Source organism: Natrarchaeobius versutus, from assembly GCF_041205745.1.
GTDB lineage: Archaea > Halobacteriota > Halobacteria > Halobacteriales > Natrialbaceae > Natrarchaeobius > Natrarchaeobius versutus.
Map to the genome: position 1 here is coordinate 140548 of NZ_JBGFCC010000002.1, position 14093 is coordinate 154640.

Here is a 14093-nt window from a genome sequence, read left to right on the forward strand (position 1 = left end):
AAGAGAAACCGGCGTGAGGAGGACCGAGACCGGCGATTCGAGCGACGAGCGGTCGATTCTCGCCCGAAGCGTGAACGCAACAACCGAAGCCGCTGGACACCCACTCGAGGCGGCGAGCGAGTGCTCACGTGCGTGAGTACGGCGAATCCAGAAATTCAGAGTCCCGTGGGTACCTCGAAATACGTCGTCTCGAGCCCCCACTCTTCGACCAGCCCCTGGAGCGACCGGACGCCGAACGTCTCGCTCGCGTAGTGGCCGGCCAGGAAGACGTGGATTCCCGCCTCCTGGGCGGCGTGGTAGGCTTTCTGTTTCCCTTCACCGGTCACCAGCGCGTCCGCGCCGATTTCGGCCGCGTGCTCGAGCCAGTCGGTGCCGCTTCCGGTGACGATGGCGACGTCCTCGATCTCGTCGGGGCCGAACGCGAGGTGTTGGACCGAGTTATCGTCGGTCTCGAGCCCGGACTCGAGGCGTTCGCACAACTCGTCGGGGGCGTAGGGCTCGTCCGCAACGCCGCGCTGGCCGATGTACTGCGGGCCGAGTTCGCCGAACGGCGCGCGATCGGAGAGCTCGAGAACGTCCGCGACGCCGGCGGCGTTGCCGAGGTCCTGGTGGCCGTCGAGCGGGAGGTGAGAAACGTACAGCGCGAGGTCGTTCTCGATCAGCGTCCGGACGCGGTCGTACGTCCGGCCGGTGACGCGGTCGAAGCCACCCCACGAGATGCCGTGGTGGACCACGAGGACGTCCGCGTCGGCCTCGGCCGCCAGTTCGAACGTCTCGCGGACGCCGTCGACGGCGACGGCGACGCGGTCGACGGTCCCCTCCTCGGGCCCGATCTGCAGGCCGTTCGCGCTGGCGTCGAGGTCGGCGTACTCGTCGTGGCGCAGTTCCTCGTCGAGTCGGTCGACGAACTCCGAGAGCTCCATACGTGGGCCTCGAGCGCCGTCGGCTTGTACCTGTTCGATTCCGACAGCTACCCCGCTCACAGCCCACGAGCACCCCCCAGACAGGGGCCCGTTTTACCGTCCCGCGGCGCGAACGAACGGGTATGTCGCGTCGAACGATCAGTCACGAGGACGGTGCGATCTACGAGTTCGCGGCCGATCTCGAGGGGATCGAGACCGTCGAGTCCGGCACCGAACTGACGATCGAAACGAGGGATAGCTTAGACGGCGCGGTCCAGTCCGACGACGACGAGATCGAGACCGTCCCCGAGGAAGTGAACGCGGCGACGGGACCGATCGCCGTCGACGGCGCCGAACCCGGCAGCGTTCTGGCCGTCCAGATCGAGGCGATTCGGCTCGCGGAGGAACAGGGGCGGGTGATTACGATCGACGGCTTCGGTCTCCTCGACGGGTTCGACGAGATCGAGGCGCCTCGGACGCGAATGACGCCCGTCGAATCCGACGGCGACGAACGGGCTGGCGACAACGGCGGCCCGATCGAGGGTACCGGGAGTGAGATCCGCTTTGGCGACCTCGAGATCCCGATCGATCCCGTGATCGGCACGATCGGCGTCGCGCCCGCCGGCGAATCGTACACGACGCTCGTCCCCCACGACCACGGCGGCAACCTGGACACGACGGACGTCGCCGCCGGAAACACGGTCTATTTCCCGGTGTTCCAGGACGGCGCGATGCTCGCGATGGGCGACTGTAAGGCCGCGATGGCCGACGGCGAGATGTGCGGAACGGGCTCCGAGATCGCGACCGAGATCGACGTCACCCTCGAGGTGATCGACGATCCGGAAACGACCATCGAGCGGCCCCTGATCGAGACGCCCGGCGCTTGGAAGACCGTCGCGAGCGCGGAGACGCTCGAGGAGGCCTGCCAGCGTGCGAACCTCGACGCGGTCGAGTTGCTCTCGGCGGCACACGGGTTCGACCCGACCGAGGCGTACATGTTCTCGAGTCTGGTCGGCGGCCTCGAGATCAGCCAGGTCGTCGATCCGCTGGTCACGGTGCGAAACGCGATCCCGAAGGCGTACCTGCCGACGCCGTTTTGACCCGCCGGGCGGAAATCTCGGTCCTGTCGACCCGGGCTCTCGATGTGTGGCGCTCACTCCATCTCGAGCAACGCCTCGAGATCGTCGAGCAAGGCGGACTCGCCGTCGAGCGTCCCCCTCACGACGATATCGTCGCCATGGGAGGTGTACTCGAGTACGCGATAATCCGCGAGTCGTGGCAGGTGATTGTGGACGAGCGAGATCTCGATCTCGCGGCGAACGGAGAGCTGTTCCGGACTCGCCTCCGCCCGCTCGCGTTCGGCCAGTTCGCTCGCGAGTGTGGAGACGGTCAGCCGTCGCGTTTCGCACAGCCGAGAAAGCAGGTGCCGACGCCGTCGATCCGAGAGGAGCGAGTGGACCGTTTCTCGAGATAGGTCGCTAGTCTCTGGGGCGGGCATAGAACACAGCAGGTGGGATGTGGTCCCAATGCTTTGGCCTAACCAGTAGGGTCTGGTCGTTCGACTGACAACCCCTCGAGGATCGCCATCTTCGATGCGTTCGAAGGGGGCGAGATCCGTGTTGTCTCGCGTTCGTCGACGGCCGTCGCTACTACGTTCGCCCGCGTCGGCCGTCTCGAACGAAACGAGCGACGACGGCGACGAGCGCGAACAGCGCGACGACGAGTCCGAAGCCGGGGATTCCGTCGTCGACCGCTGGTTCCTCGTCGGTCGAATCGTCCGCCACGTCCCGCTGGTCGTCTGCGTCGTCGAGGTGGACATCGTCGCGGTCGTCGGTCTCGGTTCCCGGGTCCTCGACGGCGATCGCGAACGCCGAGAGATCGGACGTCGTCGATTCGATTTGTACGATCCCGTCGTCTACGGGCTCCGTCTCGAGTGCGGCCCACTCTCCGTCGAGGTACTGATAGATCGTCACGTCGCCCGCACCGCCGTCGACGCCGAACGTGATCGTCGCTTGTGCGAGTTCACCCTCGAGATCGTGATCGATCCCGGCGTAGCCGAGCGTATCCGAGCCGTCGACCTCGAGCGCCGGCGTCGAGTCGGTAACGTCGACGATCGTCCGGCCCGAACGGACGGTCGTCGAGAAGTCACCGTCTACGTCGGGGGTGATCGAGAGCCGCTCGACGCTCGTCGCGCCAGCGCTCGTAAGCGGATGCCCGTCGTCGCCCTCGATCGCGACCGGTTCGCCGGAAACGGCATTTTGGACCGTCGCCGTCGCCTCGGTTCCGCCGTCGCTCGAGACGTCGACGCTCGAATCGGTCGTCGAGGGCGCACCGCTTCCGCCACCACCGCCGCCGCCCCCGCCGCCCCCGCCAGACGATCCCGAGCCGGAGACCGTGACCGTCGCGGTCGCGGTCTGGCCGGCAGTTTCGGCGGTGAGCGTCGTTTCGCCGACCCCTTCCGCGGTGATCGTACCGTTGGCCACGGTCGCGACCCGTTCGTCGGCGCTCGAGTAGTTGCTGGTCGTCGACGCGGGAACGCTTTCGCCGTCGACGAGTGCGAGAGAAACGTTCGCGTCGGTCGTCTCGCCGCGTCTCAGGTCGTCTTTCGGTTCGAACTCCACAGCCTCGACGGCGTGTTGGTGAGCGGGGTAGCCGTCGGTGGCGACCCACGTCTGTGCGAAGTCGAGGTACAGGGTTCGGACGGCGTTCGTGCCGGTCATGTTCGCCGTTGGAATCCCCGTACCGCCGAAGCTGTCGTCGTCGACGACGTCGGCGTCCCAGTAGGAGTCCCCTGTCGCGCCGTTGGTAAACTTCCCGACCAGTCCGCCGACGTTCTCGTCGCCGCCGACCGGACCGGCCGCGTACGATCGTTCGATCGTCGAGTGATTTTTCGTGCCGACTAGCCCGCCGACGTTCTCGTCACCGTGTGCACTCCCCGTCGCGAACGAGTCGGTGATCAGTGCCGGGTCGGGGAACGAACTGCTGGCGATATCGAGTCCATCGGTCCCGAGTACGGTCAGTTCGGAGTCGACACCATTCCCGGGTTCGGACTCGCCGTCGAGGTCGGGTTCGGGGACAGCGTGGTCGCCGTCGGCGCCCGCGATTTCGACCGCGTTCGCGTCCGCGTCGACTGCTCCGAGGCCGACGGCGTCGTCTCCATCCAGCGGCGCCGCGTTCAGGCCGACGAGTCCGCCGACGTCGGTTTCGGCGGTGACGTTGCCGGTCGCACTCGAGGTCGTTACCGTGTGCGTGTTGAGTCCGACCAGTCCGCCCGCGACGGTTATTCCGTCGACGTCACCGCCGGCGCTCGAGGTCGAAACCTCGTCGACGTTCACACCGGCGAGACCGCCGGTGAGGAACCAACCGGTGGCATCTCCGCGCGCGAACGAGTCCGAGACTGGCCCGTCGTTGTGGCCGACGAGCCCGCCCACGAACCCGAATCCGGTCGCGCGCACGTCGGCGCTCGAGCGCTCGATTACCCCCTGGTTCTCCCCGACGAGCCCGCCGGTTCCGAGGAGCCCATCGGCCGAACCGCTCGCGTTCGACCCCGAAACAGTCGCGTTCTCGTTGGTTCCGACCAGGCCGCCGACCCACTCGGTCCCGCTTACGGTGGCACTCGAGTGTGAGTCCGAAATCGTCGCCTCGGCAGTCCCGGGAACCGGTGCGTCCCCCGTGTTGTAGCCGACGAGGCCGCCGACTCGTTCGGCGCCGCGGACGTTTCCGGTCGCCCGCGCGTCGGAAACCGTACTACTCGAGGCGCCGAGCAGTCCACCGACCCGGTCTCCGTCCGTCTCGACGTCGACTGCGGCGCTGGCGTTCGTCACGGGGCCGACGTTCGCGCCGACGAGCCCGCCCGCGTAACTGCCGTTTGCGCTGACGGTTCCCTCGGCGCTCGCGTTCGACACCGAACCGAAGTTGAAGCCGACGAGCGTGCCGACGCGCTCGTCGCCGTGGACGCTCGCGTTCTCGAGGCGGACGTCCTCGATCGCCGCGTCGGAATCGGTCTGGCCGAACAGGCCGACTCGATCGCTCGCGTTTCGGTCGATCGTCAGCCCGGTGATCGTCGAGTCGTTTCCGTCGAAGCTCCCCTCGAACGGCGCCCCCTCCGCTCCGATCGGCTCGAAGCCGGCGCCGTCGTTCCAGTGTGCAGTCTCCGTAGCGTCGATATCGTTTCCGAGGACGTAGTGGGCCTCGATGTCGTCGCTGACGGCCTGTAACTCGAAGACGTCGGTGACGACGTACGGATCGTCGGCGGTCCCCTCGCCCTCGAGTTCCTCGGAGGGCTCCCACGCGAGCGCTGGATACGACGCCGTGATCGTCCACTCCGTGGTGAACTCGAGCGCATCCATGTACTCGGCCGCCGCCGATCCGGTCATCTGCTCGGTTTCGAGGCCGATCACCCCGCTCTCGCCGACGCCGTCGCCGATCCCGCTCGTCGCGTCCGTCCCGGTCCCGTCCCACTCGTCCGCTCCGGTCGTCGTCCAGTACGACGCTCCGGCCGCGGTGTCCCAGTAAGATTCGGAGACGGCCCCGTCGGTGTTTTCGCCGACGAGTCCGCCGACGGTTCCCGAACCGTCGATCGGGCCGACGGCGAACGATCGCTCGACCGAGCCGGCGTTCTCGCCGACGAGTCCGCCGACGACGCCGTCGGCCCGGATCAACGCGTCGGTGTAGGAGTCGCCGATCACGCCATCGTTGTGGCCGACGAGGCCGCCGACCGCCGTCGTCTCGTCCGCGTCGATCTCGAGGTGTGACGAGGCCGTAGACCCGATAGTGGTCCCGCCCGCGTTTTCGCCGATTACTCCGCCGACACTGCCCGCCGAATCGGCTTCGACGAAGGCGTGCGTCTCGACGCCGGTGGCGACGACGACTGCATCCTCACCCGCGACACCGACGCCACCACCGAGGCGGTCGACCGAATCGGCCGCGGTGACGTCGACGAAGCCGTCGATTTCGGCATCGGCCATCACGTACTCACTTCCCGCGTCGCCGACCACGCCGCCGACCGAGTCGACCGAGCCACCGGAGTCGATTGTCACCCCGGTGGCGACCGTCGAGTCGACGAAGACCGTCTCGCCCGCTGTGGTACCGGCTACCGAACCGACGTTGCGAACGTCGCCGTCGGAGTCGATCTCCACCATCCCTTCGACGGAGGATCGGACGACCGTCCAGTCCGCCACCGGAGCTCCCGCCCCGAGTCCGACGTCGGCCACGTCCGCACTCGCGTCGATCGCGACGGTGCCGGTGATCTCCGACTCCACGATCGCCCATCCGTCTCCGGGTTCCCCCGAGGCGACGGCGACGCTCCCTGCGCTGTCGGCCCCCTCGAGGTCCACGACGCCCACGAGTTCGGAGTCCAGAACGGCCCAGTCGTCTCCGGCGCTCCCGCCGAGAACGCCGATCCGATCGGCCGCCGTCGTCTCGGGTCGGACGACGCCGACGATCTCGGATTCGGTGATCTCCCAGCCGTCTCCGGCGCTACCCGCGACCGAACCAATCCGATTAGCCTCTTCCGTCTCGGGTTCGACGACGGCCACGACCTCCGACTCGGCGACCTCCCACTCGTCGCCCGCATTACCGGAGAGGCTGGCGACCCGCGTGACGCTCTCCGTCGCGGAGACGTCGAAGATACCCGCGATCTCGGCGTTCGTCACGTTCCAGCCGTCGCCCGCGGTTCCCGCGACCGTGGCAACCGAGTCGACGTCGCCGGTCGCATCCGTCGCCGATTCGACGTACACCGTCGAATCGGTCACCGTCCAGCTATCGCCCGCAACCCCGGCGACGCCACCGACGTCGCTGACGTCGTCACCGACGACGAACAGACCGACCTGCGCGTCGACGTCCGCCAGCTCGAGCGCCTCCCCATCCGCGGCCCCGACGAGGCCGCCGATCCGGGAGACGTCGCCGGCCGACTCGACTGTCACCGTTCCAGTCACCGCAACGTCCTCGAGCGTCGCGCCGTCTGCGGTCCCGGCGAGTACGCCGACGCGCTCGACTCGCTCGCTCCCGCCGTCGACGACGAGGTCGGCGTCGCGGATCTCGAGGTCGCGAACCGTCGCCCCCTCGAGGCCGGCGAACAGGCCGACGCGATCCGTGCTCTCCTCGAGCGAGAGCCCGGTGATCGCGTGACCGTCGCCGTCGAGCGTCCCCGTAAACGGGTTCTCCGCGTCGCCGATCGGTTCGAACGCCCCGGATTCGCCCGCGTCGACGTCGTTGCCGAGGACGTACTCCGCCCCGAGATCGGCCGAAACGGCCTCGAGTTCGGACGCGTTCGTGATCACGTACGGCTCCTCGTCGCCGTCGCCGGCCATCCCCTCGAGCGTCGCCTCGTGGTCCGCGGTCGCCTGGGTCACGTCCGCCGCTCCAACGGCGGCGAGACCGACACCGGCGACGACGGCGAGCGCGAGCACGAGGACGATCCGCAGTCCGCGATTCATCGGTCCACCCCACTCGTAGCTAGGCCTCGAGTGACCCCACCGCATCCGGACGAAGTGATCCCCTCCCCCCAGCCGGAAGACGACTGGTGACAGTGGTATAATAAATTCAATAGTGACATTTCACTCGATACGAGAGTATTCGAGCGTCGAATTCCTTATCTGTTTCCTAGAGGTTCTGTGTGCGGAGTGAGATGCCGTCTCAGAAACGAGACGAATGATACGCTGCGATAAAATTCACCACGTTCTAAACGTGTTCGTCTCGGCGATTCGGTCAACGGATCGACTCGGCGACCGTCGTCTCGGACCGTCCTCGAGAACGATTTCGACGCTGTTGCTCGAGTCCGAGACGCTTCGGAGAAACGACCGTTCGTCCCTGTGTGACGAGCCGGCTCACTCGAGGGGATCGCTACGCGGATTCGTGGACGGCCGTGTAGACGAACTCTCGAAGGAGTTTGCCCGCGAGCGACGCCGCCTGGCCGTCGTCCCGATCGTTGACCTCGACGACGTCGAACCCGCTTGTGTGGGGGGCGACCTCGCGAACGACGTCGCGCATCTCGCGGGGCTCGAGGCCGAACGGCTCCATCGTTCCCGTTCCGGGCGCGTAGGCGGGATCGGCCCCGTCGATGTCGACGCTCAGGTAGACCTCGCGGCCCTCGAGTCGGTCGCCGAACGAGAAGTCGGCGACGTCCGCCGGGGCGACGACGGTGACGTCACCCTCGCTCGCGCGGTCCCACTCCTCCTCGCTTCCCGTTCGGGCGCCGAGGACGATCACCTCCTCGAGCGAGTCGACGCCCTCGATGATTCGCCGCGTGACGCAGGCGTGTGAGAGACGATTACCGTCGTAGGCCTCGCGTAAGTCGAGGTGCGCATCGAGGGCGACGAACACCTCGGGGTCGACGGCTCGCGCGCCGGCGAGCGAGATCGTGTGCTCACCCCCGAGCGTCAACGGAATCGCGCCGTCCCAGACGACGTCCCGGAGCGTCCCCTCGAGGTACTCGAGGTACGCTTGCGCGTCGTCCCACGCGTAGACGTCGCCGTGGTCGACGACGCCGAGTTCGGAAAAGTACTGGTCGGTTCGACGGTCGTAGTCGTCGAACGTCTCCGCAAACGTCCTGATCCGCCGGGGGCCGAATCGGGTCCCCGGCTGAAAGGTCGTCGATACGTCCAGGGGCGCACCGACGACCACGAAGTTCGCGCCGCCACGGCCCGATTCCTCACCGACCGCGTCGGTTTCGGCGTCGCGGTCGGGTTCGGTTTCCGTGTCGGTCCGCTCGCGTTCGTCGGTCGCCCCGGGAAACATCAGATAATCTTCCGCTGATCTTCCATCTCGAGGAACTCCATCTCGTCGTCTGGGGAGACGTCAACGTCGTCGGGAATACGCATCGTGATCGTCTCGTACGTCTCCAGATCCATGACCTGCATGTCGGCGCCGTCGACGGAGACGACCTGTCCCTGTTTACGCTCGATGATCGGAACCCAGATCTTCGCGTCGACCGGCTGGGAGAACGACCGTTTCTTGCCGTCGAAGACGCCGCGCGCTTCGACGCGCGCTTTCGCGCTTCCGTGTTTGCCCGGTTTTGCCGTCGAGTAGGCGTCGATCTTACAGGCCGCGTCGTCGATCATCACGTAGCTTCCTTCCTGGAGGTCGCGAACTTCTTGCTGCTGTTTCGCCATGTCCCGGCGTAATCAACCGACGGCCATAAACCGTTTGGAATGGCGCCTGCCAGTCGGTCAACGTCCAGACAGGAAACTATCACCTTCGTGGAGAACGAACCGCCACCGATGACGGAACCGTCGGTCGCCGCGGTCGCGGCGATCCTCGTCGGGATCGGCCTTCTCCTGTTCGCCGGATGGCGACGGCGCAGGCGAGACCAGCACGCGCTCGTCTCCGAACTCGAGAGGAAACTCGAAGCCGAGATGGCTCCCGGAACGGGATCACACCTCGAACGCGCTCCAACCGTGAGACGACTGGCTGTCGTCGAACGAGCCGAGGGCGACCGCGGTGACGCCGTCGTCCCGGTCGTCCGCGTCGACCTCGGGACGAGCGACGCACCGGGGATGGAGATGGTCTTCGAGTACGTCGCGGCCGTCCTCGAGGCGATCCACCCCGTCCTCGCCGAGCGGGACGAACGCGTCGCCCACTACGACGTGGAGTTCACGTTCGGCCCCGGTGGACTGCTCGTTTCGGGCGAGTGTCGTCGCGTCTCGGTCCCGCCTGCCCTCGCAGACCGGTTGTTCGCGGAGGAAAATTACCGCGCGTTCGACCTCCGACGAGACGTCGAACGCGGAGAAGACGGCTCGGCGACGTGGGCCGAGTGCACGAAGCACTGACGTCGCCTCGAGATCCACGGCGACGACGGTCGGACGAGTCGAGGTGCGGGCGAGCGGACCCGCACGAAGTGGGCCGCGGCGCGCCGGATCACCCTCGCAGGGCTTCGACCGGTCTGTCGTTAGCCGCCTTCCACGCCGGATACAGCCCGCTCAACACGCTCGCGACCACCGCGAACATGAATCCGTACAGGAGATACTGCGAACTCTGCCAGGTGAAGACTGCCGTCGCGTCGCCAACGAGTCCGTGGAACAACAGGAGCCCGACGGCGAGCGAGCAAAGCGCCCCGAGTGCGCCGCCGAGTACGCCGATGAGCAACGCCTCCGTGAGGATCATCCGAAGCACCTCGCCGCGACGGATCCCGACCGCCCGGAGGACGCCGATCTCGCCTCGTCGCTCGATCGTACTCATGAGCATGACGTTGAGGATGGCGACGCTCGCGACGACGAGCGAGATCGACCCGATCCCGAGCAACGCCAGGTTCAGCGTGTTCATGAACGAACCGATCTCCTCCTGGATATCGCTGTAGTTCGTGACGCTCAGTTCCTCGTCGTTCCCGTCGTTGAACCGATCCTCGAGCGCCGCCGCGATCTGGCCGGCCTGGTCTCCGTCCTCGGCGACGATCGTTACCGAGTCGTAGTTGTTCTGATCGGCGAGCGCCGACGGCGGTAAGACGATTTCGTTACCCATTCCACCGAACCCCTGCTTCGAATCGACGAACCCGAGGATTCGGTACAGTCGTCCGTCGAACTCGACGGGGTCTCCCTCTTCGAGGCCGAGTTGCTCGGCGGTTCCGGTATCGATCAACGCGCCGGATCGGAGCCGGTCGGGCGGCTCCCCACGGGGTGTGCCGTACATCACGTCAGCCTCCGAGACCGCGGTCACCCTGACGAACGCCTCCCCTCCACCTCTCGCTTCGAGCGTCGTGAAATTCGACTTCTGGGGGGCGACCTCGGCGGTACCGGCGATCGCGCGGATTTCCTCGACCTGGCTGGGGGTTACCCCGTCGGTGTCGCTGTCCTGTCCGTTGGAGATACTCACTTCTGTCGTCAGATCCTCGAGATCGGCCGTCGCCTGGTACTGTAACGCCGCACCGGCCATTCCGAGCGACGCGATCGCGATGACGCCGATGACGATCCCGAGCGTCGCCAGCGCCGTCCGGATCCGACTCCGTCCGAGGTTTCGCCAGGCCATGAGCGCGCTCGGGAACCGCCACAGCAGGTCGGCGATACGCACTACTGGATCACCCCGTCGACGATCCGGACGACGCGGTCGGCATACTCGACCATCTGCTCGTCGTGAGTTACCGAGACGATGGCGACGTTTTCCTCCTCTTTCAGCCGCGTCAGTTCGTCGAGGATCGTTCGACCGGTGTCCTGATCTAAGTTCCCGGTCGGCTCGTCAGCTAACAGAATGTCCGGTTCGTTGATCAACGAGCGCGCGATCGCGACGCGCTGGCACTGCCCGCCCGAGAGCTGGTCGGGCGTGTGGTTCAGTCGATCCTCGAGGCCGACCCGCCCGAGCAGGTCGACCGCCCGGTCGCGGCGGTCGACGGCAGTATCCCACATCGAGGGGAGCTCGACGTTCTCCGTCGCGGTGAGCATCGGCAGGAGGTGAAAGTCCTGAAAGACGAAGCCGATTCCCGACCGGCGCTCTTCCGTGAGTTCGTCTTCCGTAAAGTCGGTCACCTCCCTGCCGTCGAGTCTGATCGCCCCCCTCGTCGGCGTATCGAGCAATCCGATCATGTTGAGCATGGTGCTCTTTCCCGATCCGGAGGGACCGATCACCGTCACCATCTCGCCGCGGCTGGCCTCGAAGTCGACGCCTTTCAGCGCGTCGACCGTCTCGGTCCCGTTTTCGTAGCGTTTGAGCACGGACTCGAGTTCGATGACGGTCATTCGCGGTTCCAGACGTAGTAGAGGCCGCCACCGACAGCGACGACGGCGACCACCAGCCCGATCCCGAACAGCCCGACGAAGCCGAAGAGGCCGGACGAACCGCCGCCATCAGCCCGTGGCTCCGACGTCTGTGCGCGTTCGCCCGTCGCCGCCGCCTGACCGGAATCGACGCCGACCTCCTGGACGGTCGTCACCCGTTCGTCGTCGACGATGTAGGCGATTTCGACGGGAACCGTCGACGCGTTCGACTCGAGCGCGGCGGTGAGTTCGAACGTGGCGAACTCGCTTGCGTCGATCGAGCCGATGAAGTAATCGCCACCGGAGGAGCCGGGACTCACGTCACCTTCGTCCGGAATCCGGACGAGGACGGATTCGGTGTCCGTGTTGCCGACGTTCGCGGCGTCGCCGCGGATCGTCACGCCTCCGGCGGTCCGGGTCGTTTCGACGCCCGTGAGGAGGACCTCGCCTTCGACCGGCTGATCCATCATCCGAGTCGTGACGGTTTCGTGGTCGTCGCCGGCCGCCGCGTACGATGCGGTGAACGTCACCTCCTCGTCGGCCAGGTCGTTGGTGTCGAATCGGACGGTCCGACTCGATTCGGGATCGACGTCGTGGCTCGGCCGCCGGTCGACGACCTCCCCGTCGACGGATGCCGTAACCTCGACGTCGGTGAGTTCGACGTTGCCGTAGTTCGTCAGCTCCACTTGGGTCGTCCCGGACTGATTGATCGACGATCCGATCGAGAGATCCGCTCTGATCGTCGGATCGGCGACGTCGACCGAGACGGGATACTGGTAGGTCCGTCGGGTCTCGGAGTCGTCTTCGACGACGACGTGGACGGTCAACGTCTTCGTTCCGGGCCGATCGAACGAAGTAGTCAACGGAACAGTGACCGATCCCCCAGGCCCGATCGACCCCACGTCGTCGACTCGTCCGTGCGTCTCCGCGCTTCCGTCCGTTCGGACGTAGACGTCTGTCACGTCGACCGGCCCGCTACTGCTCTCTAAGTTCGCGATCTCGGTTTCGAGCGTGACCTGCTCGCCGGTCGTCGGCTCCTCCGGCGAAACCGTCACCGACGAGACCTGGACGTTCGACTGTGCGGCGACGACGGTCGCGACCGCCGCCCCCGCACCGAGAGCAATCACGAGAACCACAGCGAGAGAGATTGTCGCTCGAGAGTGATTCATCTCAGAGACCTCCACAGATGCCACCAACTGCGATCGAAATTCGCATCACGTACTCGTGTACATGATATTCGCCGAACATCAATCTACTGTTCTTCCAACAGCTCTCGGTCGGATCGCAACGGGGACGTGACCGCTCATTCCACCACTGGCCACAAACCGTTCGGCTCGCGTCAGTCTGCAGTCCAGCGGAATCCGGCGGGATCGACAGGCGGCTCGAGCGGGCTGGCTGGCAGTCCGTCGCCGACGGTCGCCTCGTTGTACGCCCGCGGCGCGACGTCGTTGGGGCCGTCGGGATAGCACAGCGAGGCGATCGTCTGGAGCTGTCCGCGGCCGACGCCGAGTTCGAACTGACCGCCGCCGTACAGCCGGATCCCGCGCTCGTCGCAGTGAGCGATCGTCTCGAACAGCGACTCGAGCGAGCCGAACCGGGAGGGTTTGACGTTCAGCCAGCCCGGCTCCCAGGGGAGCGCCTCGACGTCCTCGAGACCGTGGATCGGAGCGTCCCACGACGTTCGCGACCGCACGTCGGGATCGTCGAACAGCCGCTCTGTCTCGTCGGTCAGCGCCGGATCCTCGAGGACGGCCTCGGGAAACGCCTCGATCACCCGCTCGTACAGGTCGGGGTCCGTTGGGACGTCCACCTCGGTCCCCTCGTACTGACCCTTGAGGTCGAGGATTCGGATGGCGTCCGTGCCGACGGCTTCGCCGATCGCCTCGATCAGTTCCTCGTCCCACGACGGCGTCGGATCCAGCTTGAACGCGAGGTCGGGAACGCGTTCTCTCAGCGCCTCGAGTCGGTCGACCGTCGGCGGATCACCCAAGCGGGTGCTCGCGACGAACGTCACGGGCTCGAGCGATCGCTCGAGGCGGCTCGCGAGGTCGGTTCCGGCCTGCCGGAGCGCGAGGTCGAGCGCGGCGCTTTCGACCCCCCACCGGCGGTAGTTTCGAAAGACCTCGCGGTCGGGTGCGTCCCCCGAGAAGAGATCGACGTCTTCCAGACGCGTCGAGAACGAGTCGACGGTGTACTCGCCTGTGAGGTCGGGGAGACCGGTCGACGCCAGCGCGTCGTGGTGGTCTGCCTCGTAGGTGACGTCCTCGCCGATCCCGGACGACCGGTCGTCGGCCGAGTCGCCACCCGGTCCGGCGAGACTGATCAGCGTCGTCACGCGGGTAAACTCACTCGAGGTGTCGCGCGATTTCCGCTCGGTCGAGACGGACTCGATCTCGAGGGGAAGGTCGGCGATTCGGTCGTAATCCATACGCCGTTTTCTCGGGCCAACGAAAAGAGTGTTCACACGACCACGGCGGCGGCTACCGCTCGACCACACCGACGACGGACG

11 protein-coding genes are annotated in these 14093 nt (G+C 66.5%); 2 read left to right on the forward strand and 9 right to left on the reverse strand.

Features of this window, described 5'->3' with window-relative positions; genetic code table 11:
- Positions 1 to 155: 155 nt before the first annotated feature.
- Positions 156 to 923: a Nif3-like dinuclear metal center hexameric protein gene (locus AB7C87_RS06010; protein ID WP_369728518.1), complete on the reverse strand. Its 768-nt coding sequence runs from the start codon at positions 921 to 923 to the stop codon at positions 156 to 158.
- Between the two features lie 122 nt (positions 924 to 1045).
- Between AB7C87_RS06010 and AB7C87_RS06015 the strand changes: the two genes are divergently transcribed.
- The gene (locus tag AB7C87_RS06015) at positions 1046 to 2002 is read left to right on the forward strand and encodes an acetamidase/formamidase family protein (protein WP_369728519.1); all 957 of its coding nucleotides are present in this window, start codon (positions 1046 to 1048) and stop codon (positions 2000 to 2002) included.
- Positions 2003 to 2055: 53 nt separating this feature from the next.
- Here AB7C87_RS06015 and AB7C87_RS06020 read toward each other — a convergent pair whose 3' ends face one another.
- From AB7C87_RS06020 to AB7C87_RS06035, 4 genes are all read right to left on the reverse strand, one after another.
- Entirely contained in the window at positions 2056 to 2400 is a 345-nt protein-coding gene (locus AB7C87_RS06020; RefSeq protein WP_369728520.1) for a DUF7344 domain-containing protein, read from the reverse strand.
- Positions 2401 to 2551: 151 nt separating this feature from the next.
- Positions 2552 to 7339 carry a beta strand repeat-containing protein gene (locus AB7C87_RS06025; RefSeq protein ID WP_369728521.1) on the reverse strand — a complete coding sequence of 1596 codons (4788 nt, stop codon included), beginning with the start codon at positions 7337 to 7339 and terminating at the stop codon, positions 2552 to 2554.
- Positions 7340 to 7745: 406 nt separating this feature from the next.
- Positions 7746 to 8639, reverse strand: a complete 894-nt coding sequence (speB, locus tag AB7C87_RS06030) for an agmatinase (RefSeq protein ID WP_369728522.1) — start codon at positions 8637 to 8639, stop codon at positions 7746 to 7748.
- Positions 8639 to 9013, reverse strand: coding sequence for a translation initiation factor IF-5A (locus AB7C87_RS06035; RefSeq protein ID WP_369728523.1), 375 nt, complete (start codon positions 9011 to 9013; stop codon positions 8639 to 8641). Before AB7C87_RS06035 ends, speB begins: the two co-directional genes overlap by 1 nt.
- A gap of 108 nt (positions 9014 to 9121) precedes the next feature.
- Between AB7C87_RS06035 and AB7C87_RS06040 the strand changes: the two genes are divergently transcribed.
- Positions 9122 to 9670, forward strand: coding sequence for a hypothetical protein (locus AB7C87_RS06040; RefSeq protein WP_369728524.1), 549 nt, complete (start codon positions 9122 to 9124; stop codon positions 9668 to 9670).
- 88 nt (positions 9671 to 9758) lie between these two features.
- Here the strand turns inward: AB7C87_RS06040 and AB7C87_RS06045 are convergent, their stop codons facing one another.
- The 4 genes from AB7C87_RS06045 to AB7C87_RS06060 form a co-directional block, all read right to left on the reverse strand.
- Positions 9759 to 10904: an ABC transporter permease gene (locus tag AB7C87_RS06045; RefSeq protein ID WP_369728525.1), complete on the reverse strand. Its 1146-nt coding sequence runs from the start codon at positions 10902 to 10904 to the stop codon at positions 9759 to 9761.
- On the reverse strand, positions 10904 to 11566 hold the full coding sequence (locus AB7C87_RS06050) for an ABC transporter ATP-binding protein (protein WP_369728526.1): 663 nt from the start codon (positions 11564 to 11566) through the stop codon (positions 10904 to 10906). The genes AB7C87_RS06045 and AB7C87_RS06050 overlap by 1 nt, the downstream gene beginning before the upstream one ends.
- The gene (locus AB7C87_RS06055) at positions 11563 to 12753 is read right to left on the reverse strand and encodes a COG1361 family protein (RefSeq protein ID WP_369728527.1); all 1191 of its coding nucleotides are present in this window, start codon (positions 12751 to 12753) and stop codon (positions 11563 to 11565) included. The genes AB7C87_RS06050 and AB7C87_RS06055 overlap by 4 nt, the downstream gene beginning before the upstream one ends.
- Before the next feature lie 170 nt (positions 12754 to 12923).
- Complete coding sequence (locus AB7C87_RS06060; RefSeq protein WP_369728528.1) at positions 12924 to 14012, reverse strand: hypothetical protein; 1089 nt, start codon at positions 14010 to 14012, stop codon at positions 12924 to 12926.
- Between the last annotated feature and the right edge of the window lie 81 nt (positions 14013 to 14093).

Coding starts and splice junctions, on each gene's coding strand:
- AB7C87_RS06010 (WP_369728518.1), bottom strand. CDS start 923: ATGGAGCTCTCGGAGTTCGTCGACCGACTCGACGAGGAACTGCGCCAC.
- AB7C87_RS06015 (WP_369728519.1), top strand. CDS start 1,046: ATGTCGCGTCGAACGATCAGTCACGAGGACGGTGCGATCTACGAGTTC.
- AB7C87_RS06020 (WP_369728520.1), bottom strand. CDS start 2,400: ATGCCCGCCCCAGAGACTAGCGACCTATCTCGAGAAACGGTCCACTCG.
- AB7C87_RS06025 (WP_369728521.1), bottom strand. CDS start 7,339: ATGAATCGCGGACTGCGGATCGTCCTCGTGCTCGCGCTCGCCGTCGTC.
- speB (WP_369728522.1), bottom strand. CDS start 8,639: ATGTTTCCCGGGGCGACCGACGAACGCGAGCGGACCGACACGGAAACC.
- AB7C87_RS06035 (WP_369728523.1), bottom strand. CDS start 9,013: ATGGCGAAACAGCAGCAAGAAGTTCGCGACCTCCAGGAAGGAAGCTAC.
- AB7C87_RS06040 (WP_369728524.1), top strand. CDS start 9,122: ATGACGGAACCGTCGGTCGCCGCGGTCGCGGCGATCCTCGTCGGGATC.
- AB7C87_RS06050 (WP_369728526.1), bottom strand. CDS start 11,566: ATGACCGTCATCGAACTCGAGTCCGTGCTCAAACGCTACGAAAACGGG.
- AB7C87_RS06055 (WP_369728527.1), bottom strand. CDS start 12,753: ATGAATCACTCTCGAGCGACAATCTCTCTCGCTGTGGTTCTCGTGATT.
- AB7C87_RS06060 (WP_369728528.1), bottom strand. CDS start 14,012: ATGGATTACGACCGAATCGCCGACCTTCCCCTCGAGATCGAGTCCGTC.